A 19,641-nucleotide genomic window follows, 5' to 3' on the forward strand; every position below is an offset into this window, starting at 1 on the left:
TCATGCGCTCCAGTTGCCACGGCCGCCGATGCGGACCGCGCTGTACATCAGCCAGGCCAAAGGCTTGTGCATGCCCTCTTCCTGCAGGGCCTGGTAAAACACCAGGTCGGCTTCGGCTTTGGTGAATTTGCGGGTCAGGTTGGTGTAGATGTAGTCATGCACCACGGCGGGCCGGCGGGCCATTTCATCGTCACGCGGTACCAGCCACCACACCGGGCGCGGCACGCTGGCCAGATCCGTGCGATAGCCTGCTGGCACTGTCACCGGCCGGCCGTTCGCAGTCACAAAGAACAGCGGTCGGACCAGATCCCACAGCGGCGAACCGTTCACAGCCTTAACGATCAGGTCGCTTCTAAAGGGCATCGGCGGCGCACTCCACGCGGATTTTGTTCGGTGCAGCGCTGACGTCGATCACCTCTCGAAGCGCAACACGCAGACGCTCCGGCGCCATGCAGTAGGCCCCGGCAATGGTCGCGACTTCCTCGCCATACGAACGGTCAAAGGCAATGGCGATGTTTTCCAGCTGGCTGCCAAACAGTGCAGCGCCCAGGGCAACAAGGGCATGGGTTTGATACCGGCGCATTCAGTAGCTCCAGATCGCAGGGCTGGGGAATCGGCCACCGGCCGGCGCCATGCCCAGGTGAAGGAAACGAGCATTGCCGCGCTGGCTGATGCCGAACCGGGTAAATTTCAGGTTCATCGCCAGGCGCAGGATCTCCACGGCATCTTCCCCACGACAGCGCACATCAACGGCCAGACCGGTGCAGTGCTCACCTGGTGCAGGCTTGCTCACTTCCACCGGGTGTTTCGGGCAGCGGTAGGCACTGCTCAGTGCCATCGGCCGGCCAAACTGCTGACGCAGGGTCACCAGCTCGGCCATGAATGCCGGATCCATCTCGGCGCCGGTGCTGTTGCACTTGCCGCATTTGCAGCGCAATTCAGCCGCGGCAAAGTGCGGCCAGGTGATGATGCTCATCGGCGTTTTCCTTGTTCAGAAAGGGACTCACAGGGCGTGCAGCGGACGATTCCACCCAGGGCACGGCGCTTTTCGAGGATCGGCTCTTCGCAAACCAGGCAGTGGGTCCGGCTCGGTCCGGACGGGCGCGGGCTGGCGAGCTGGGCCGCAATGGCTTTGTCGCGCTCGCGCTGCTCTTGCGCCTGAGCGCGATCGAACCAGTCCACCATCAGGTCAGGCCTTCGATTTCAGCGGCACTCAGGTACGGCACGCCGTTGATCTTGATGAAGTCCGGACTGGTGACGTCGAACGGGATCTTGTGCTTGTTCTTCTCGCCACCTTTCTGGTCGAGGCTCAACAAACTGGAGATCCGCACCTTGCAGCCAAACGCTTCGATGCGCAGTTCCTCGTCGCCGGCCTTGGCGAAAAATACGATGTCGAACGGTTCCAGCTCGCGGAAGCTGCCGGCGCTCTTGGCCTGCTCGATCAGCAGGTTGAAGTTGGTCGTGTCCAGCTCCAGTTCGCCGGCAGCGGCCACGTCACCGTCAACGTGACCGTTCGGCACGCCCTTGCTCTGCGCCACGGTGCTGTTGTCCGTAATGTCCAGGGTGCCGCTCTCGACGTGAACGAGCAGATCGCCTAGGTTCACGTCGAAGTTCTTGCCGCCAATCTTTGCAGCCATGCGGGGTTACTCCGTTTCGGTGGTCGAAAGGTCGAGCGCGATGTTGGCGGTCAGGTCTTTCGGGCAATTGAGGGGCTTGACCTTGATGAAGGCTTCCACGGCGGTTTTGCTCTTCCAGGTCAGCACGATGTCGCCGTCCTTGGGCTGTTCGATTTCGCCGGGAAACACCTGGCCCGCAAAAGTGGTGGACTTGGCCATCGCCCGCAGCGGGGCCATCAGCGCGTTCATGTTCACCACCATGCTGTTGGCCGAACTGTTCAGTCGCCGGTCAGCGACACGGGCAATCAGCAGTGGACGCACCTGGCGCGCCGCCTTGTCGACGATGCGCAGGTACTCGACCACCTGAAAGTCGCTGGCGGGCACGTCGAGCATGTTGCCGTCGCCCCAGTACACGCCTGGATAGTCGGGGTAGGTCTGGGTCACGGAGAGTCGCGCAGTATCCAGTTCGGCGCGTGTGGCCGACGGCAACGGCACGTCATCAGCGTCGGCCGGGACCGGGCCGAGGCCGAGTACCGCACCGGTGGCCACACGCATGGGGCTGTCGGCCACGCTGACGGCGGCATTAGCCAGGCGACCGGCTAACACGCCCAGATCATTGCCGTGCAGTTGCGGCACGCACAGGACGCGGGGCGCGGCCAAGTCTTGGGTAATGGCTTTCTGGGTGACCAGGTATTGCGCCCAAGTCTGCAAATCGGTGATACCCACAGACGCCGCCATGAAAAAGACGCGACGACCGTAGGTGTTGCCCAGGGCGATCGCGGCATCATGCATGGCCGACAGCTCGGCAGCAGTCTCAACCGGCGTGGTGATCACCACAGCTTCGAACGAATGGCCCTGCTGTTGCGATACGGTCAGGGCATCCTGCCAATCCCCTTCGGCCGCAATCGGCGCGGCCACGCAGGCCCAGCGATCGCCACCGTTCAGGCGGGCGGCAGTGATCTGTGTTTTCAGGTCACTGGGTGGAATGCCCAGCATCACGTCCAGGTCGCTGTCCGTGTTCAGGGAGATCAATTGCCCGATGCTTTTTGCACCAGGGCCGATGAAAAGGAAGTGGCGTTCGATCGCAGTCACAGCGCCTTGGCTGAGATTGAGATTGTTGACGCTGACTTTGCCAAGTGCCATGTGTGCCTCGTTAGCGGGGAGCGTTAAGGATTTGTTGCAGCACCAGGTTCACCAGCGCACTGGTTTCTGACTCGGTGCCAGGGCCGAGAAACTGGCGCTTGGGGAGTTTGATTTCCCAGCTTTGCGCACCAGAGGACTCGGCTTGTTCGTCGTCCAGGATGCGGATCAGCAGACCCGCCTTGGCGTAGTTCACATGCTCTTTAATCCACGCCACTGACGGGCGTGTGAGCGTCTTTTTGCCCGCCTGACGGACCTTGAAACCGAGACGACGCAAACGCTTGGCCTGCTTTTCGGTCGCGGCCAGGCCTTCGGGAACCTTGTTCCACTGGCGCATCTGCGCGGCGGTACGTCGTTCGGACACGCCGTTGTGTTGCTGCGTTGCCACCCAACGGGTCAGCGCGTTACGCCAGCCCAGTTCGGCTTCGTCAGCATTGACGCGGGTGACCTCGAGCAGCTTGCCCAGGCCGGCTTCCATCTTCTTTTTGCCCTTGCCGGAGCCCTTGCGTGCCTCGAACGGTGAGCCGTCCAGGTTCTGCTGGTTGCGGATCCGCTGGCGGCTCAGGCTGCGCACGCGCTTGCTGACGTTGTTCAGCAGCCGGCGGCGCAACTGAGGCGGCAGATTGAGCAGCGCGAGCTGTTCCTCCGCCCCGAGCAGGCCACGCACGTCCAGGTCGAAAGTGCTACGCGCCATCGCCGGCCACCTCGCCTTCCTCGGCCACCCACAGCTCGAACGGCACGAATGCCCAGGTCTTGCCGAACGCCGCGATCTCGCCGTCAGGATCCTCGGTCAGGTACTGCGGTTCGCTGAACTGCAGCTTGATGTCGACGTCGGCCAGGTCGTTGTCGAGCATGGTGATGTCGAACACGGTCGCGGGCAGTCCGTCGCGGTCCTCGTCGTTGTTCTCCAGCCAACTGCCGACCAAGGCCATCAGGCGGGCCGGGTTATCGGCGAAGCGCTCGAGCACGATCGTGGCGCTGTAGTTCATGTCGCCCATGTGCATGCCCTTGGTGTCGGGCTTCCACACCAGTTCCAGGTTGACCTGGTCGGTCCAGCTGTCGAGCTGTTCGGGGGCAACCAACTGGCGTTCGATGAGGTAGGCCGTCAAAGCCTGCAGCTTGATCACAGCAGCGCCGCCGTAATACGGCCACGGCCCTGCAGCGACCGAACGGCCTGCTGGCTGAACTCTAGGTACTTTTCACCGCGCTCCGGGGCGTCCTTGCCGGTGTTCTCGGCGACTTCCCTGCGGGTGACCGTGGCGAACTGGGTCAGCAGGCTCGCCTTGGCTCGGGTGTAGACGGCGCGCTTGTACAGCGACACCTGAAAGGTGCGCTCCGGCAGGACGGTGCTGTCTGCGGACTCAACGTTTGACACTCCTGCGTCCTGCCAGCGCGCTTTCAGCTTGGCCAGGTCGAGGTTAACCTCGTGCATGGCCGTAACGAGATCAGTGGTCAGCATGTCCAGGGCGTACTCGCCAGGAAGCCGGTAGCCCTGCTGGAACTCGGACATCAACAAATCGGGCCAGAACCCGTCGTTGATGATGGTCCGTTCCATTAGGCTGATGGTCTTGCCGGAAAATCCACTCATGCTGACCACTCAAATAGGGCAGGTTGCTGCTGCGGTGAAGGTCGGGGTCATGAATGACTCGGCCTTGCCGTAACAACTCCCTGCGGGGGGGGAAGACGGTTACTCGGTGGCGGCGTTATCGCTGCCGTCGGGGGCTGTGCTGCTCGGCTCCTGCTTTTCAGGTGCCTGCAGGACCTCATCGAGCCGGGTGGCAATCTGGGCCGCTACCTGCCCGCCCAGGGCGGTCGCCTTGGCCAGCGCCTTGCGAGCTCCCGCCAGGCGCGTGCCCACACCGATGCTTTCGTACAGAGCCTCGGCTCGTTCGAAGTGCACGATGGCGGAGGCCCAATCTTTGCGGTCCATGGCCAGTAGGCCGAGCTGTTTGTGGTAGCGAGACGGAATCCGTTCGAACAGAGCCCACTCACCATCCACACGGGGCAGCAGGTTGCTGACGTAGGGTTCAGGGCTGCGGCCGGCCTTGTATTCGGCCTCTGCCCACTCGATCACCTCATCCGCAACGAACGTGGGAATGTCGCGGTTGAAGCGTTCCGGCAGCGCCTGGCCTTGGGACATGGCGAAGTCGGCCAGCTCCAGACCCAGCTCGAACTGGCTGGTGTCGAACAACCACACCATGACGTACATCAGAACCTGGTTTGGGAAGTTCAGGCCGGACTCACGATAGCGACCGACGTACTCCAGGTACTTGGGCAGCAGCTCTTCACGCTTGATAACCTGCCGTTGCTCGATGCTGTTGAAGCCTGACAAGCGCTCGAGGTCGACCAGCAGGGCGTCCTCCATCAGCTTGTAGTGCTTCTGAGCATTCGCTGGGCTGGTCATGGCCGCCGCCGGGGAATACACCGACGGTTTGGCACTGGCAGCCGAAGCTGCCAAGCCCTGTTCGAGGGTGCGGCGCTTGTGCGCCAGTGCCAGGCTCATCAGATCACCTCGACGTTTTCAGTGAGGGCGAATTTCTCCAGCTGCTCGATCACATAGCCCTCGTTGCGGCTGTTGTAATCCTCGACGCGGGAGCGTTTCGGGTTGTCGATGGTCTGCTTCCGCCAGCTGCTGTCCTGGTAGTAGATCGACAGGTTGTCGAAGCTGGTGACCAGCACGGCGTTCGCAGGGAAATGCGGCACGCTGAATGCCGGCAGACCGCCATAGGTGGCGATGACCTGCTGGCTCTCGATGCGCTCCTTCTCAGTCGGAGTGCCCGCTTGGCTGGCATACAGCTTGGCCTTGTCTGCGGCCAGCAGGTCGCTGCCGATGATTGCCACCAGGTCGCCGCCGTCACGGACACGCTCGTCAACCATCTGCTTGGTGTCGTGCACCAGCTCGTCGAGGTTGGCGTAGTCGCCGCCGGCGCCCAGGGTGACCTTGCCAGCTACCTTGCCTTCTTTCAGGACCTGCGCCGGGATCTTCTCGCGCGCCTGTTGCAGCCAACCCTTGTTCACGTCTTGGAGCAGCGGATACTGAGTGGGATCGGACTGCGGGGCAGCATGAGTGCCGTGGAAGCCGATCATGATGCGGTCCAGGGCAATCTGCTTCTGCACCGCGGCCGAGTACTTCTGATGGAACTCGGGGAACTTCGCCCAGGCGTCAATTTTGGCGTAAGCCAGGCTCACGTCCGATTCGGTAGACACCAGCTCATAGGTGTCATCATCCAACGCCGAGGCATCCTTCGCCTCGCGGTCGGTGGTCTTGGTGTTGGTGCGACCGGTCACAGGGCCCGAGGTGCCCAGGAACACCTTCTGGCCTTTGATCTCGGACACGCCGATGACGTTGATGCGCTCGAGGAAGTCAGCCTTCGCGGTGATGGCGTCGTTCAGTTCCTGGGCAATGGACGGCTCTACGCTGAACATGCGGGTGACCGCATCCACACCGTAAGTTTCGGCCATGGCCACCTGCATCGCAGCGTACATCTGCGCGCCGTAGGAGCTCAGGTTATAGGCCATGTCAGAGGACTCGCTTCTTGTCAGTGTTAGCGCCGGTGGTGCGTGGCACGTTGCGGCCCTGCGGGGTGTTCATCAGCTGGTTGAACTGCTTTTCCAGCTTCTGGATGCTGGCATGCAGGGCTTTGTTGCCGCCGCCGCGGCGGCTGAGCTGCTTCTCGTCTTCGGCAGTCGAGACGATGGCATCGACAGCAGACTGAACGTCGTCGATCGGCTCAACGTCCGGCTCTGGCGCGACCTCCGCGAAACTGTCGACGATGGTCTGGAGGCCTGCGGTGACGATCATCTGCTGCTCGATCAGGGCCTGAATGGCCTTGGCGGTAGCTTCATCCATTGGGGGTTTGCTCTCGGTGGGGGTGTCGTCGGCTGCTTCACCCACCGATTCTTCGGTGGCAAAGCGTTTGAAAAGGTTGGTGAACAGACGCAGGAGCTTGCTTTCGTCGCTATTGCCGCCCTTGTCATCGCGCAGGGTGCCCAGCTCGACCGGAACGCTGTAGTACGCGGCCTTGCTGGTACGCTTGGAGAAATACAGCTCCTGCGTGCCGAGGCTGGCAGGCGAGTCGGTGACAGCTAGGCCGGTGAGATAGGCCTTGCCAGATGCGGCGAAATTGGGGGTGATCTCGATGCTGGAGAACAGCTTTTCGCCCTGGTCGTTGAGCCACAGCAGACGATCGTTTGGCTTGAGCTGCGCTTCCAGGGCTACCTGACCTTCCTTGAGGTCGTCGGCCTGCTCCACCAGGCGAACCGCGAAAACGGTACCGTGAGAGCCGTACCAGCGCTCGTGCTCGCACCAGATCACCGCGGTGTATTCCGCGGGGTTGTACGTCTCGGCGATATCACGCAGTTCCTGGGGAAGGATTTCGCGGCCATCTACAGTGGGGCCGCTTTTGGCTACGCGCTTCCAGTACGAAACGAGGGAACGTGGCATAGGATCCTGGTGAGTTCATGGCTTTGAGGCCCCCACCATATGGACCCAGCCATCCCCCAACAAACGGTTTAACTGCGCGCTTCTCCTATTTGCACGATCTAGGACAAAGCCGGAAATTAACAGGAAGTTAGCAGCCTATTCGCCGCATAGACTGCGGACCATGCACTACTCGAACGAAGTCAAAGAAGCCGCCAAACGCCTGTTCCTGCGTCGCTGCAAAGCGAAGGAAATCCAGGCGCAGCTCGGGCTGCCCAATGTCCGCATCGTCTACTACTGGATCCGGCAGGGCGGGTGGGAAGACATGCTCACCGACGAGGAGCCACTGACTGCCGTCAGCCGGCGAATCACACTGCTGCTGGAAAAGCCCGATAGTTTGAGCAAGGGCGAGCTGGACGAACTGGACCGCCTCACTACCTTGCGCGAGCGCCTGGCCAAGCAGTGTTCAAAGGCAGCCGTCGTTACGCATCAGTCAGAGTCAGCCGGCAACCCTGCGGACGAGCAGCCGCGGCGTGATCGCGGTGAGCGTGGCAAGCGCCGGCGCGGTGAGGGAGGTGAAGGGAAAAAGCCGAAGGCCCCGAAGAACGACGTCACCGGGCTGACCGAAGTCGACTTCCTGGATAAGTTCATCAGCAAGATGTACGGCTACCAGAAGGAGCTGTTCGCGGCGAAGCAGAACCCGCTCACTGCCCGGATCCGCAACATCCTGAAATCGCGCCAGGTAGGCCTGACCTACTACTTTGCCGGCGAGGCCTTCATGGATGCCGTGCTCACCGGCGACAACCAGGTGTTCCTGTCGGCCAGCCGTGCCCAGTCCGAGATTTTCCGCAGCTACATCGTGGCGTTCGCCCAGGAGTGGTTCGGCCTCGAGCTTACCGGCAACCCGATCGTGCTCAGTAAGGACGGCAAGCCTTGGGCCGAGCTGCGCTTCCTCAGCACCAACAGCAGCACAGCCCAGGGCCATCATGGCCACGTCTATGTCGACGAGTACTTCTGGATCAAGGACTTCGACAAGCTCAACAAGGTGGCCTCAGCGATGGCCACCCACAAGAAGTGGCGCAAAACCTACTTTTCGACCCCGAGCGCCGTCACCCACCAGGCTTACCCGTTCTGGACCGGGGAGTCGTTCCGCAACCGGAAGAAAAAGCGCGGCACGCCTGCGGTGGCGGAATGGCCAGCCGCGGTTAGCTACGGCGCCGGCGCGCTATGCCCGGACGGCCAGTGGCGCAAGACGATCACCATCCTCGACGCGATCAACAGCGGCTGCGACCTGTTCGACCTCGAGCAGCTGCAGCTGGAGTACGACGACGACGCGTTCGAACAGCTGTTCATGTGCAAATTCATCGACAGCTCGCAAGGTGCGTTCCACCTGGCCGATCTGGAGCGCTGCTACAGCGACTTGTCACTGTGGACGGACTACGACCCCGATGCAGCCAGGCCCTACGGCAACAGCCCCGTCTGGATCGGCTATGACCCCAGTCGGACACGAGACGACGCCACCTGTGTGGTCATCGCCCCGCCGCTCGAGCAAGGCGCCAAGTTCCGCATCCTGGAAAAGCACAGCTGGCGGGGGCAGTCGTTCTCGCACCAGGCGAACCAGGTCAAGAAGCTCACCGAGCGGTTCAACGTCCAGCACATCGGCATCGACACCACCGGGATCGGCTACGGCGTGTTCGACCTGGTGCGCGACTTCTACCCGCGGGCCCAGGCGATCCACTACAGCCTCGAGACCAAGAACGCTCTGGTGCTCAAGGCTCAGGACACCATCCAGCACGCCCGCATCGAGTGGGATGCAGGCAGCAGCGACATTGCCCAGGCGTTCCTGACAATCAAGCGCGGCACAACGGGCAGCGGCCAGATCACATACAGCGCATCGCGCACCGAAGCCACCGGTCACGCCGACGTGGCCTGGGCAATCATGCACGCCCTCTACAACGAACCCCTCAACACCAACCGTCAGCGGCGCAGCCGCTACGTCACCAGCGGACCAGGAACCCATGCCTCCACGCCACGCAAAGCAACAACCGGCCAAGCAACCCGTGCGAGCCTTCACGTTCGGCGCGCCCGAGGCCGTGCTGACCGACAACATCGGCAACTACCTGGGGGTGTTCCCCAGCAGCGACGGCACGGTCTACACGCCGCCGGCGTCGCGTGTGGGGCTGGCCAAGCTGCTGCGCGCCAACGCTCACCACGGCGCGATCCCGCCGTTCAAGCGCAACCTGCTGCTGCGTGAGTTCATCCCATCGCGAGGTTTCAGCCTTCAGGCCATGAGCCGATCGGCACTGGACTACATGGTCTTCGGTGAAACCTATCTGCTGCGTAAATGCAACGCCTTCGGCCAGGTGCTCGAGCTGGAGCACCTGCCGGCGATCAACATGCGTGTGAAGGTGAAGGGCGGCTACGCCATGCTCATGCCGGACGGTACCCGTTTGGACTTTGACCAGGACGAGGTGGAACACATCTTCAACTACGACGTGGAGCAGAACATCTACGGGATCCCCGACTACCTGGGCGGGCTGCAGGCGCTGCTGCTCAACGAGGCCGCCACGCTGTTCCGCCGGCGCTACTACAACAACGGCGCCCACGTCGGTTACATCTTCTACTCGAACGATCCGAACATGAGTCAGGCGGACGAGGAAGCGCTGCAGGCGCAGATCGCCGGGAGCAAGGGTGTAGGTAACTTCCGCAGCATGTTCGTGAACATCCCTGGCGGCGCCGAGAAGGCGATCCAGATCATCCCAGTTGGCGATTTCCAGGCGAAGGACGAACTGGAGAAGGTGAAGAACATCACCCGTAACGATGTCATCGCCGCATGGCGCATGAACCCGGCCCTGGCCGGCATCATCCCCGAGAACAGCGCAGGCTTCGGCGACATCGAAAAGATCGATCGCGTCTACACCAACAACGAGATCAGGCCCATCTGCCAGATGTTCAACCAGGTCAACGACACGCTGCGCGAAGATAGGCGAATCAACTGGAAAGAAGCGCCAGAAACCGAAGAAACCACTACATCTAGTAACGCTTCATAGGTGATTCAACTAGAGATTGACGGCATAATGATGGCGCATCTGAACCCTGGGGAGGGACACCATGCGAGTCAACTGCACGACTTGTGGCCATAAAGGCCGGATCAGTTCGCGGGAAGAGGTTACCCGCGCCTACGCCAAGCTGTACTGCCAGTGCCTGGACGCTAAGTGCGGCCACACATGGGTATCGGAGCTGACGTTTTCACACACGCTGCGGCCATCTGCGCAGCAACTGGATACGCTGATCCTGGACCGCTTCAAGAGCCTTCCAGCGGATAAGCAAAGGGAGTTGTTCGAACACATGAGCAGGCCAGCGGCCTGACTAGAACCGCCGGCCGATTGGTCGGCGGTTTTGTTTTGGATGACTCAGGAATCCGAGTCGTCTGGGTTCGTGGCCAACTGTTCGATCAGTCGGCGCACCTGGTGCCGCTCTCGATCGCTCATCTGACGAAATCGACCTATCAGGCGGCGCTCATTCTCGCTTAGCGAGAGCCATTGAGTCTCGACCTGGTCAACTCGTTTCTGCACAGCTACTGCCGTATCCAACATGCGCTAACTCCTTGATATGCAATGTGGGAACGGCTTTATCGGGGCGGTGCAGGGCCTTTACAGCGGAGTACGACCAATGTCAGTAGATGTCCTACACAGCGTCATCGAACATGGCTTTCAGGAAGCGGCGAAGTGCTCGCTGATCCTGATCGGGTATAGCGCGGTACTGTTCCAGGAGCGAAGCCTCTTCGCCAGTCAACCCAGCAGCCAAGGTATGCGAAGCGGTGACTATGTAGGTCGCATCAACACCGATCGCCTCAAGAGCGGACAAGTACTTCAAGTCCATCGAACTTGAACCTGTGCCGAGCTCGTACTTCTTCTGAGTTCCGCGGCTCACGCCAACACGAACACCGAACTCCTCTTGCGATAGTCCCAAACGCTCACGCTCTTCCCTAAGCCTATTGCCCACTCCATCAGCGATTAGCATTTTTTTGACCATCGCACCTTGACTTGAACATTTTTCTGACCAAGAATCACCACAGACGAACACAAACAAACAGGAACAAACACTATGCCCGCGCCAGTTACGCCTGAGCAAGCCCGCGCTTCGCTTGATCGAAAGGGGATGAGCATTGCCAAGTTCAGTCGGATTCATGGTTTGAACAAAAATTTGGTCAGCGGCCTTTTGACAGGCCGCATCAAGGGACTTCGTGGGGAGGCACACCGTGCAGCGGTACTGCTAGGTATCAAAGACGGCGTGATCGAAGAATAAGGCCACTGGCTATCAGGGAAAATCAGAACATGAATCGTTCAGTTCTCAAGACAAGGAAAGACGTGGTCAGCGCGATCATTCGCGCCTACCCAGGCGGTCGGGCCCAAGCAGCTGCTCACCTCGCCCTCGAGCTCAAAAAGTTCGACAACCACGCCTACGAAAACAACAACGCCCGTCCGCTCAACGAGGTGCAGCTGCGCCAACTCGAAGCCACCGCCGGCACCACCTTTCTGCCGGAGTTCATCGCTTCCCTATATGGCGGCATCTTCGTCAAGGTCGCCGATGTCGACGTTCTGGACAACGTGGAGCTCTACACCATGTCGATGGTCGCCTCAGCCAAGCGAGGTGCTGTGGACCTGGAGATCGCCAAGGCCTTGGCGGATGGCTCTATCTCGCAAGCCGAGGCCGAGGAAATCATCCGCGCCCATGAGGCCCACATGTCCGCCCGCCACACCGAGGTATTGTCGGCAATCGCGCTGCACCGTGCCCGTTCGGGGGTGGCAGCATGAGCACTACGCGCCCCGACTACCAGGACGTGCTGAAGTTCTCCGCACTGCACTACCTGAAGCGGCACCAAGCCGAACACCTGAGCGGCGACGACCGTCTGTTCGTCCGCGCTGTATGCCACTTGGTGGCGGACCACAACGTATCCGACCCAACGGCTGAAAGAGCCGTATACCTGGCCATGAACGACCTTGGCCTTGGCGTAGCTGATCGCTCGCCTACCCGCGCAGCGCGCACCTAATCCCTAATCCCATCGCCCCACCCGCTTGCTGTGGGTTTGGGTGAGTTGCGTCCGAAGTCGAGGTTTTCATGGAGAACAAGGTGGTAATCCAGGCGGAAATGAGCCCCCAACAGTCAAACGCCCTGCTGGCTTCACTCAAGTCGGAATACAGCGCTGCGCTGAACGAGCACTGGTGGGCAGATACCTACCGCTATGTTCCGGATCAGGACAGGCACACCGCAATCGTCCTGAAAAACCCTGTCATGGGCGCGCAACGTCGGCTGATCGGCGCGCTGGCCTATAGCCTCAAAACTGCGAAGTAACCGTCATGATGAATGAAGATATCCGCTCCCAAGTGCTGCAACGGCTGGAAAGTGATTTCGGGCTCAAACTCCGTGCTGGCACCAACTACATGCGCGGCGGCGTCTGCCCGGCCTGCGGGAAGAAGGAGCTGTACGCACGCCACGACAACCCGTGGCAGATCCGCTGCGGTCGTCCAGAGCGCTGCGGCCACATCGAACACGTCAAAGAGATCTATGACGACCTGTTCGAGGATTGGAGCAAGCGCGCACCGGCTACGGATAACGACCCGACCGCCACCGCTCGTTCGTACCTGGAATTTGCCCGCGGCTTGAACGCTGGGAAGATGACCGGCTGGTTCACCCAGGAGAACTACGTCAACCACGAGACAAACGAATCCAGTGCCACGATTCGATTCGCCTTGCCGAACGATGGCTATTGGGAACGCCTGATCGATCGCCCTGCCCGTTTCGGCAAGATGAAGGCCCGTTTCAAGCCGAAGTACAGCTCTCAAGGTCAGTGGTGGTGCCCGCCCAGCGTCGAACTGGCCACCGTCAAAGAGCTGTGGATAGTTGAGGGAATCTTCGACGCCATTGCCCTGGTGCAGAACGACATCGATGCGGTGTCGGCCATGTCGAGTGTGAATTTCCCGATCGAGGCGCTGAAGCAGCTGCTCGAGCAGCGTCCGGGCAACCTGCCCACCCTGGTCTGGGCCTTGGACAATGAGCCAACAGCTCGCGGCTATCTGCAGCGCTGGGCGAAGCAGGCCACCGAGATGGGCTTCAAGTGCAAAGCTGCACTCATTCCCCAGCGGGACAAGAAGGTCGACTGGAACGACCTGCATCAGCGCTGGCAGTTCGAGGAGGAAGGCCAGACCCGAAACCACAAGCGCAAGCGCGATCTGGCAGCTGCGCGTCATGAAGGCGACCTGCTGCTTGCCGCTTCACCTCGTGAAAAGGCACTGCTGATGTATATGTGGGATGAGGGTTTCCCCGAGTTCGCTTTCGACTTCGGCAACCAGACGTACTGGGCCAAGTTCGACCTGTCGAAGCTCGAGGAGGAACAGAAGCAGCTGGAAAACAGCGAAGACCAAGACGATCAGCAGCTCAACGACAAGGCCGCACGCCGCAAGGTGCTGCAAAACGTCTGCGGCCTGAAACTGCTGGCCAACTGCCGATTCCATGCGTTGTACAAGCAGGTGAGCGACGTCACCAACGAGGCGTGGTTCTACTTCCAGGTGGCCGGCTCGCACGATGACGATGGTGAGAACTTCACGTTCACGCCGAAGCAGATCTCCTCGAGCAGCGAGTTCAAGACCCGTCTGATGTATTCCGGCGCGACCTGGCTCGGCACTCAGAAGCACCTGGACCAGATCATCATCCGGCAAACCGAACGTCTGAAAACCGTCGAGACCATCGACTTTCTGGGCTACAGCCGTGATCACAAGGCCTACATCTTCAATGACATCGCCATCCACGGCGGGTCTGTCTACAAGGCCAACGACGAGGACTACTTCGAATTCGGCAAGCAACGCGTCAAGTGCTTGATGAAGTCGGTGAAGCTCAAGGCCGCGTTGGACTCCAAGGGCTACCGTGAGGATTGGCTAGAGAACCTTTGGACCTGCTTCGGTGAGAACGGGGTCCTGGCCCTGACGTACTGGTTCGGCTCGCTGTTTGCCGAGCAGATCCGTGCAGAGCATGAGAGCTTCCCGTTCCTGGAAATGTCGGGGGAGCCCGATTCGGGCAAAACCACGCTGATCAAGTTCCTGTGGAAGCTGTTTGGTCGGCTGTATGAGGGCTTCGACCCTGCCAAGAGCTCGTTCTCTGGCTTGAGCCGTGCCATGGGTCAGGTGGCCAACTTGCCCCTGGTGCTGCTCGAAGCCGACCGGAACACCAACGAAGACAACGCCAAGGCCTTCGAATGGGACCAGTTTAAGGACTTCTACGGCGGCGGCACCCTGCGTACCCGGGGCGTCAAGTCCAACAGCAACGACACTTACGAGCCGCCGTTCCGCGCCTCGATCGTGATCGCGCAGAACGCCATCGTGACCGGCCACGAGGCCATCATCAGCCGTATCTTCCGGCTGCCGTTCCTCAAGCCGACGATCACCGACGAAAGCCGCCGGGCCGCTGACGCGATCGTGCAGACCGAGCTGGAGCACGTCAGTCATTTCATGGTGAAGGCCATGCGGGCCGAGCCGAAGATCCTCAAGCGCTTTGCCGAGCTGTACCCCAAGTACCGCGCTGAGCTGTGGGCCCACCGCAAGCTGACCTCTGATCGGGTAATCAAGAACCACGCCATGATGCTGGCCCTGGTTGACTGCCTGCAGCTGGTGATCGCGATCCCGGACCACATGGTCCAGGCGTGCCGCAAATACGTCCTGAAAGCGGCCAGCGAACGTCAGGCGGCGATCACCACCGACCCGAAGGAAGTGAACGAGTTCTGGCAGGTGTACGACTACTTGGAATCGCTGCCCGAGGCGCCGCTGGTCAACCACAGCAAAAAGCCTGGGGAGATCGCTATCAACCTCAACCAGTTTGCCGAAGTCGCCCTGGAGCATCGACAGCGCCTGCCCGAGCTCGCGACGTTGCGCCGGCTGCTCAAGGACTGCCGTGCCCACCAGTGCCTGGCGGAACAGAAACGGGTGGAAAGCTTCATCCGGTGCCGTCAGCAGACCATGGCACCGACCGCACACATCCCATCGACCGTTCGCTGCTTCATCTTCCGGGAGTAATCACCATGGAAATTCAAGTTATCAACAGATCCAGGGAGGCCGAATCCCCGGATCTTATGGCGAGGCTCAACCCACCAGGTGGTGGCCTGCCGATCGTCCACGCCGAAGCCTATGCCGCTGAGGGTTTGCAGGGAATTCTGGAAGTGCTCGCCGCTCGTGGCGAGCGCGAAATTATGGTTTTGGACTGCTCGCGGGCACATGTTCAGGCAGTCCTCGAATGGAGCTCCTGCCATGACGAAGAGCAGTTCGAAGACTTGGAGATCTATCTGGTGCGCCGAGCGTAGCGGTCGCACTTGGGGAAGGGCCGGCGAAAGCCGGTAAACGAAGGGTGCCGAGGAGATTTCAGCTCCCCGGCACCGACCACCACAGAGGGATGAAAGATGGAATCAAACACCCAAAGCAGCAGTACCGCGAAGCCTACCACAACCGCGACTGGCCATAGTCCGCGCTTGCTGGCCATCGGCGTAATCGGCGCCGCCTTGGTCGACCACCAGGTCCACCGCTCGGCCACTACCCGTGCCCGCCTTGAGGGTGCCGCAGACATGGCCAAGCGCCTGGGGGTGCTCGATGGAGCAGAAGCCCAGCTCGTCGCCACCCTACTCGCCCGCTATGAGGCAGGCCAACCACGCGGGGCTTTTGCTCCAGGAACTCAAGCATGAGCCAACAAACACGCCCGCGCCTGGCCAGCCACGCGCTGGACCTGCCGAACCACTGCGACATCTGCAACCGGGCCCGCTCCAGCGGCAACCACCAGGCCTGCAGCAAGGCCCGCCAAACACGTCAGTCCGCCTACTGGGATGCCTACATGACCAACGTTGAGGCGAAACGAATGCAGAAAGCGAACCGAAACTCCGGCCACAAAACCGACACCCGTCGCACCGTAACCGCTTCAGGAGCTCAAGCATGACCACGCCAAACATCAAGCGCTTCAAAGTCAAAGACACCTGGAAAGACTACGAGGTAACCCTCGAGGTGAACCTTGATCGACTCACACCCGAGCGTGCAGAACTTATCAACAGCTTCTGGACCAGCGCCGAAGACCGCTTGGCCGAAGAGGACGACGACGTTGTCCGCACCGTCATTCGCCTGGCCGGCCTCGAGGTGATCTGCGAAATGCTCGAGGACGGCGGTGCGGACTTTTCCAGTGACTCCAACAGCTATCCCGCTCGAAGCTCGACCTGGGCCCTTCAGAACAAAGAAGGCTGGGGCGGCAAAATTGTGGGGGACGAATTTGGATGGTGCGGTATCCGCGTCGTAGCGGCTGATGTCCAGTTGCCCGGCTTTGAAGATGTGGCCTTGTCGGAGGAAGAATCGTGAGTGAACAGGCAAAACGTTACGACACGCTTGTGATCGAGAACTCCACCAGCTCGACGGTGCCCAGGGAGGCCGCAGGAGGCCGCGTAGTGTCCTGGGCGTCCGGCCATGCAATCGCTGAATCCAACGCTTATGAAGCATTTGTCGCTGACTTGATCGACGGTGCGTTCCTCGATCTAGAGGAGGCTCTGGAAGCCGCTCAGGAGGCATGGGTTAAGGCTGAGCGGCAACGGGAGCAGGGTTATGACTGATCTCGTTATCAGCGTTCGCCTGAGCGCCGGCACCTACACCGCCCGAGCCCGGGGCGAGAACGCCACCGCCAGCAGCACCATCAGCGCCGAGGCAGCGGCACGCGCCTTGGCCAGTAAGCTCGGGGCCCTGATGGCACAGCCGGATCTGTTCGCAGCCAACCGCTGCAGCACCGACCCACACGTTCAATTCACCGCACAGCGCAGCATCTGAGGGACACGTCAAGATGAATGATTTTGCTCAATGGCTTGGCTATGGCGTGATGCTTTGCGCCGCTGTAGCCGCGCTCGCCGTAATCCTGTTCGTGCTGGCCTACGTCTGCGTGCGCATCGTGAACAAGTGGTTCAAGGCAATGATGTACGCCTACGACCTCAACACCCTACGCAAGGCCATGCGTCAGCTTGAGGCGGAAGGGAAGGTGAAGCGCAAGGAGCTGGTTCGTGACTGATCAATACATCTACGAAGTGCATCACCTGGTGCGCGACAACGACATGAGTATCTGCTGTCGGTGTCCGCATTGCCAGCAAGTGATCGGCATCCAGAGCGATGAGTTTGATGACGTGCGGGGCGAGCAATACCAGTGCCGCTGTGGTGGTTGGTTCGAAGTCAGCTACAACGCCAGGGCATTGAAGCACGATGCAGAGCTACCTCCCAACAGGGGTATCCCAGACAACTACGACACGTAACAACTCCAGAACACCTGCCCACAACTTCTAATAACTACCCCGCCGGCGTTGAACCACAATGCCGGCGGGCGCTTTTGCGAGACACAACATGGGGAATGTAACCAGCGACGTTCTTAGCTTTGAGGATCTCCAGCGGATCACCGGCTACCAGCGTCGTTCGGACGTGGAGAGAACCCTGCTCGAGCAGGGCATTCGCATGTTCCGTGGCAAGGCCGGACCCTGGACTACTATTGACTTAATCAACCGTGCCGGCGGCGTAGCCCCAGGACGACAGGATCGCTACAACGCCGATATCCTATGAAGAAAGCCCGCAAGCGGAAGCACAATCCGCACATCCCAGCCCATATCGATCAAGCCGCGCTCCCCGCGGCTATTTACTTTGACCACCGAGGCTCAGGGATCTGGTACACCTCTCACCGTGATGAAAACGGTAAGCAACGCCGGCGCAACGTTGCGCCGGCCGACGCAACAATGGTCGAACTCCACCGCATCATGGACGAGGTGAGCAACACCGATCGCGACACCTTGCGCTACCTCTGCCAGCAGTTCCATGAAAGCCCCAAGTTCAAGGGGCTTTCCCAACGTACCCAAGACGACTACTCCTATTGCCGCGATGTCCTGGTCAACCAGGACACCAAGATGGGTAAGCCCCTGGGTGACTTGGCTGTCCGTCGCTTCTCCCCCGCCTTGGTGCAACGCCTGGTCGACAAGATCGCCGGAGAGGGCACGCCCTCGAAAGCTGCCCACGTACTGCGTTACCTACGCCGTGTGCTGCAGTGGGGCAGAAACCGTGGGTACCTGGACACCAACCCCGCCCTGGGGATTGAAGCCCCGACCGAACGTAAGCAGCGCCGATTGCCGGCGGTAGCGGTGATGGAAACCTTGATCGATCGGGCCAAGGCCCTGGGGCGTCTGCATCGAAATGAGCCAGGCAGCTGCCCTCTGTACCTGAGCATCGTGATGGAGCTGGCCTACCTGTGCCGTCTCCGCGGCATCGAGGTCGTTACCCTCACCGACGCGAACGAGCTCGAGGAAGGCGTACAGACCAACCGGCGCAAGGGTAGCCGCGACAACATCGTGCGCTGGACCCCTCGCCTGCGAGCTGCTTGGGACGAAGCTAAGGCCTACCGATCGAAGATCTGGACGAGCCGTAGCTTCCCCACACCAATCCATCCCGAGCGGCGCCCGCTAATCGTGAGCAACCATGGCATGGCCCTGAGCAAGTCGGGGCTGGATACGGCATGGCAGCGCTTCATGACGAAGGCGATCGAAGCCGGTGTGCTCCTCGAGGAGCAACGTTACGGACTCCACGATCTCAAGCGACGCGGCATCACCGACACCCCCGGCACTCGGGCGGACAAGCAGCAAGCCAGCGGTCACCGTGATGAGTCCATGCTCGACATCTATGACCTCAGCCTTCCCCTGGTAGACCCCTCCGATACGCCAAAACCCCCTCGCACCATCGCGTAACAAGCACATGCAACCACCTGAAAACACTGGGCTTTCGGGCATCAGCACGTAACAAGGAAGTGACCTAAGTCATTGATTTCATTGTTGTGTGCAGGTGACTTGTAATCAGTAGGTCCCGGGTTCGATTCCTGGTGCCGGCACCATACGCAGTACCAAAGAAGGCTCACCGAAAGGTGGGCCTTTTTTGTTTCTGGCGATTGTCCGTGCGAAATCCTTTCAGGCAGCCATCCTCTGAAGCCTTGCCTGCAATGCACAGTGATTCGATCAAATGCACTGCCCTGCACAGATCCCTGGACTGCCCACCAAGGGTTGGATTTGTGTCCAATTTCTCGGGGGCAGTCCACCCTGTAGGAGCGGGCTTGCCCGCGATAGCAATCTCAACACACCACACAACTCAGACCCCGCCACAGTAAAAAGGCTACCCAAACAGCAGCCTGTTCAGTGAGCTGTCATACCGTGGCGGTTATCCACATAAGCGATTGGCATCCTGCAGGTCGCTCGGTCACGCCAAGAATGGTAGCGACCTCTTCTCTTATATGAACGGTGCGACAACTCCCCTCGTGACAAACACCAAAGTCACCCACACCAGCACTGCAGATGATGGTGCCACAGCCCCCGGAATGGACTGCACCTGACTGAAAGTCAGGCATGCCCCAGTCATCGCACCACTGCGTTCACCC

The 19,641-nt window shown here is 60.6% G+C and carries 31 protein-coding genes; 18 read left to right on the plus strand and 13 right to left on the minus strand.

Going from position 1 to position 19,641, the window contains the following annotated elements:
* From CS390_RS23025 to CS390_RS23080, 12 genes are all read right to left on the minus strand, one after another.
* Positions 1 to 363 (minus strand): DUF1353 domain-containing protein, encoded by a 363-nt coding sequence (locus CS390_RS23025; RefSeq protein WP_099776127.1) that lies wholly within the window; start codon positions 361 to 363, stop codon positions 1 to 3.
* Complete coding sequence (locus CS390_RS23030) at positions 353 to 583, minus strand: hypothetical protein (protein WP_099776129.1); 231 nt, start codon at positions 581 to 583, stop codon at positions 353 to 355. The genes CS390_RS23025 and CS390_RS23030 overlap by 11 nt, the downstream gene beginning before the upstream one ends.
* Complete coding sequence (locus CS390_RS23035) at positions 584 to 976, minus strand: D-Ala-D-Ala carboxypeptidase family metallohydrolase (protein WP_099776131.1); 393 nt, start codon at positions 974 to 976, stop codon at positions 584 to 586.
* Positions 973 to 1,185 carry a TraR/DksA C4-type zinc finger protein gene (locus CS390_RS23040; protein ID WP_099776133.1) on the minus strand — a complete coding sequence of 71 codons (213 nt, stop codon included), beginning with the start codon at positions 1,183 to 1,185 and terminating at the stop codon, positions 973 to 975. The genes CS390_RS23035 and CS390_RS23040 overlap by 4 nt, the downstream gene beginning before the upstream one ends.
* Complete coding sequence (locus CS390_RS23045; RefSeq protein WP_099776135.1) at positions 1,185 to 1,637, minus strand: phage protein; 453 nt, start codon at positions 1,635 to 1,637, stop codon at positions 1,185 to 1,187. The genes CS390_RS23040 and CS390_RS23045 overlap by 1 nt, the downstream gene beginning before the upstream one ends.
* A 6-nt stretch (positions 1,638 to 1,643) precedes the next feature.
* Entirely contained in the window at positions 1,644 to 2,759 is a 1,116-nt protein-coding gene (locus CS390_RS23050) for a DUF2586 domain-containing protein (RefSeq protein ID WP_099776137.1), read from the minus strand.
* Positions 2,760 to 2,769: 10 nt separating this feature from the next.
* Entirely contained in the window at positions 2,770 to 3,450 is a 681-nt protein-coding gene (locus tag CS390_RS23055) for a phage virion morphogenesis protein (RefSeq protein WP_099776138.1), read from the minus strand.
* Positions 3,440 to 3,883 (minus strand): phage tail protein, encoded by a 444-nt coding sequence (locus CS390_RS23060; RefSeq protein WP_099776140.1) that lies wholly within the window; start codon positions 3,881 to 3,883, stop codon positions 3,440 to 3,442. Before CS390_RS23060 ends, CS390_RS23055 begins: the two co-directional genes overlap by 11 nt.
* Positions 3,880 to 4,344, minus strand: a complete 465-nt coding sequence (locus tag CS390_RS23065; RefSeq protein WP_099776142.1) for a head completion/stabilization protein — start codon at positions 4,342 to 4,344, stop codon at positions 3,880 to 3,882. The genes CS390_RS23060 and CS390_RS23065 overlap by 4 nt, the downstream gene beginning before the upstream one ends.
* 99 nt (positions 4,345 to 4,443) lie before the next feature.
* Positions 4,444 to 5,259, minus strand: a complete 816-nt coding sequence (gene gpM, locus CS390_RS23070) for a phage terminase small subunit (RefSeq protein WP_099776144.1) — start codon at positions 5,257 to 5,259, stop codon at positions 4,444 to 4,446.
* Positions 5,259 to 6,275, minus strand: a complete 1,017-nt coding sequence (locus tag CS390_RS23075; RefSeq protein WP_099776146.1) for a phage major capsid protein, P2 family — start codon at positions 6,273 to 6,275, stop codon at positions 5,259 to 5,261. The genes gpM and CS390_RS23075 overlap by 1 nt, the downstream gene beginning before the upstream one ends.
* Before the next feature lies 1 nt (position 6,276).
* Entirely contained in the window at positions 6,277 to 7,200 is a 924-nt protein-coding gene (locus tag CS390_RS23080; protein ID WP_099776148.1) for a GPO family capsid scaffolding protein, read from the minus strand.
* Between the two features lie 160 nt (positions 7,201 to 7,360).
* On the opposite strand from CS390_RS23080, the gene CS390_RS23085 reads away from it, so the two are divergent.
* The 3 genes from CS390_RS23085 to CS390_RS23095 all read left to right on the plus strand — a co-directional run bounded on the left by CS390_RS23085 (position 7,361) and on the right by CS390_RS23095 (position 10,545).
* A complete protein-coding gene (locus CS390_RS23085) occupies positions 7,361 to 9,430 on the plus strand; it encodes a terminase large subunit domain-containing protein (protein WP_099776150.1) in 2,070 nt (689 codons plus the stop codon).
* Entirely contained in the window at positions 9,351 to 10,226 is an 876-nt protein-coding gene (locus CS390_RS23090; protein WP_099776151.1) for a phage portal protein, read from the plus strand. The genes CS390_RS23085 and CS390_RS23090 overlap by 80 nt, the downstream gene beginning before the upstream one ends.
* 61 nt (positions 10,227 to 10,287) lie before the next feature.
* Complete coding sequence (locus CS390_RS23095; RefSeq protein WP_004576330.1) at positions 10,288 to 10,545, plus strand: ogr/Delta-like zinc finger family protein; 258 nt, start codon at positions 10,288 to 10,290, stop codon at positions 10,543 to 10,545.
* Positions 10,546 to 10,863: 318 nt separating this feature from the next.
* Here CS390_RS23095 and CS390_RS23105 read toward each other — a convergent pair whose 3' ends face one another.
* Positions 10,864 to 11,199 (minus strand): helix-turn-helix domain-containing protein, encoded by a 336-nt coding sequence (locus CS390_RS23105; RefSeq protein ID WP_099776803.1) that lies wholly within the window; start codon positions 11,197 to 11,199, stop codon positions 10,864 to 10,866.
* Positions 11,200 to 11,283: 84 nt separating this feature from the next.
* Here CS390_RS23105 and CS390_RS23110 point away from each other — a divergent pair, with 84 nt between their 5' ends.
* From CS390_RS23110 to xerC, 15 genes are all read left to right on the plus strand, one after another.
* Entirely contained in the window at positions 11,284 to 11,484 is a 201-nt protein-coding gene (locus tag CS390_RS23110; protein WP_099776155.1) for a DNA-binding protein, read from the plus strand.
* A gap of 29 nt (positions 11,485 to 11,513) precedes the next feature.
* Positions 11,514 to 11,993 carry a YmfL family putative regulatory protein gene (locus CS390_RS23115; RefSeq protein WP_099776156.1) on the plus strand — a complete coding sequence of 160 codons (480 nt, stop codon included), beginning with the start codon at positions 11,514 to 11,516 and terminating at the stop codon, positions 11,991 to 11,993.
* The gene (locus tag CS390_RS23120; protein ID WP_099776158.1) at positions 11,990 to 12,229 is read left to right on the plus strand and encodes a hypothetical protein; all 240 of its coding nucleotides are present in this window, start codon (positions 11,990 to 11,992) and stop codon (positions 12,227 to 12,229) included. Before CS390_RS23115 ends, CS390_RS23120 begins: the two co-directional genes overlap by 4 nt.
* Before the next feature lie 68 nt (positions 12,230 to 12,297).
* Positions 12,298 to 12,531, plus strand: a complete 234-nt coding sequence (locus tag CS390_RS23125; RefSeq protein ID WP_099776160.1) for a hypothetical protein — start codon at positions 12,298 to 12,300, stop codon at positions 12,529 to 12,531.
* Positions 12,532 to 12,539: 8 nt separating this feature from the next.
* The gene (locus CS390_RS23130; RefSeq protein WP_099776805.1) at positions 12,540 to 15,242 is read left to right on the plus strand and encodes a toprim domain-containing protein; all 2,703 of its coding nucleotides are present in this window, start codon (positions 12,540 to 12,542) and stop codon (positions 15,240 to 15,242) included.
* A 5-nt stretch (positions 15,243 to 15,247) separates the two neighbouring features.
* On the plus strand, positions 15,248 to 15,526 hold the full coding sequence (locus CS390_RS23135) for a hypothetical protein (RefSeq protein WP_099776162.1): 279 nt from the start codon (positions 15,248 to 15,250) through the stop codon (positions 15,524 to 15,526).
* A gap of 96 nt (positions 15,527 to 15,622) precedes the next feature.
* On the plus strand, positions 15,623 to 15,901 hold the full coding sequence (locus CS390_RS23140) for a hypothetical protein (protein ID WP_099776163.1): 279 nt from the start codon (positions 15,623 to 15,625) through the stop codon (positions 15,899 to 15,901).
* Complete coding sequence (locus CS390_RS23145) at positions 15,898 to 16,149, plus strand: hypothetical protein (protein ID WP_256587537.1); 252 nt, start codon at positions 15,898 to 15,900, stop codon at positions 16,147 to 16,149. The genes CS390_RS23140 and CS390_RS23145 overlap by 4 nt, the downstream gene beginning before the upstream one ends.
* The gene (locus CS390_RS23150) at positions 16,146 to 16,559 is read left to right on the plus strand and encodes a DUF2528 family protein (protein ID WP_099776165.1); all 414 of its coding nucleotides are present in this window, start codon (positions 16,146 to 16,148) and stop codon (positions 16,557 to 16,559) included. The genes CS390_RS23145 and CS390_RS23150 overlap by 4 nt, the downstream gene beginning before the upstream one ends.
* Positions 16,556 to 16,807, plus strand: a complete 252-nt coding sequence (locus CS390_RS23155; RefSeq protein ID WP_099776167.1) for a hypothetical protein — start codon at positions 16,556 to 16,558, stop codon at positions 16,805 to 16,807. Before CS390_RS23150 ends, CS390_RS23155 begins: the two co-directional genes overlap by 4 nt.
* Positions 16,800 to 17,018, plus strand: coding sequence for a hypothetical protein (locus tag CS390_RS23160; protein ID WP_099776169.1), 219 nt, complete (start codon positions 16,800 to 16,802; stop codon positions 17,016 to 17,018). Before CS390_RS23155 ends, CS390_RS23160 begins: the two co-directional genes overlap by 8 nt.
* Positions 17,019 to 17,031: 13 nt before the next feature.
* A complete protein-coding gene (locus CS390_RS23165; protein WP_099776171.1) occupies positions 17,032 to 17,253 on the plus strand; it encodes a hypothetical protein in 222 nt (73 codons plus the stop codon).
* Positions 17,246 to 17,491 (plus strand): hypothetical protein, encoded by a 246-nt coding sequence (locus tag CS390_RS23170; RefSeq protein WP_099776173.1) that lies wholly within the window; start codon positions 17,246 to 17,248, stop codon positions 17,489 to 17,491. Before CS390_RS23165 ends, CS390_RS23170 begins: the two co-directional genes overlap by 8 nt.
* A gap of 88 nt (positions 17,492 to 17,579) precedes the next feature.
* On the plus strand, positions 17,580 to 17,792 hold the full coding sequence (locus CS390_RS25480; RefSeq protein WP_099776806.1) for a DUF4224 domain-containing protein: 213 nt from the start codon (positions 17,580 to 17,582) through the stop codon (positions 17,790 to 17,792).
* Complete coding sequence (gene xerC / locus CS390_RS23180) at positions 17,789 to 18,961, plus strand: tyrosine recombinase XerC (protein ID WP_099776175.1); 1,173 nt, start codon at positions 17,789 to 17,791, stop codon at positions 18,959 to 18,961. The genes CS390_RS25480 and xerC overlap by 4 nt, the downstream gene beginning before the upstream one ends.
* Positions 18,962 to 19,641 lie beyond the last annotated feature (680 nt).

The sequence above is a fragment of the Pseudomonas sp. HLS-6 genome, from assembly GCF_002753995.1.
Taxonomy (GTDB): domain Bacteria; phylum Pseudomonadota; class Gammaproteobacteria; order Pseudomonadales; family Pseudomonadaceae; genus Aquipseudomonas; species Aquipseudomonas defluvii.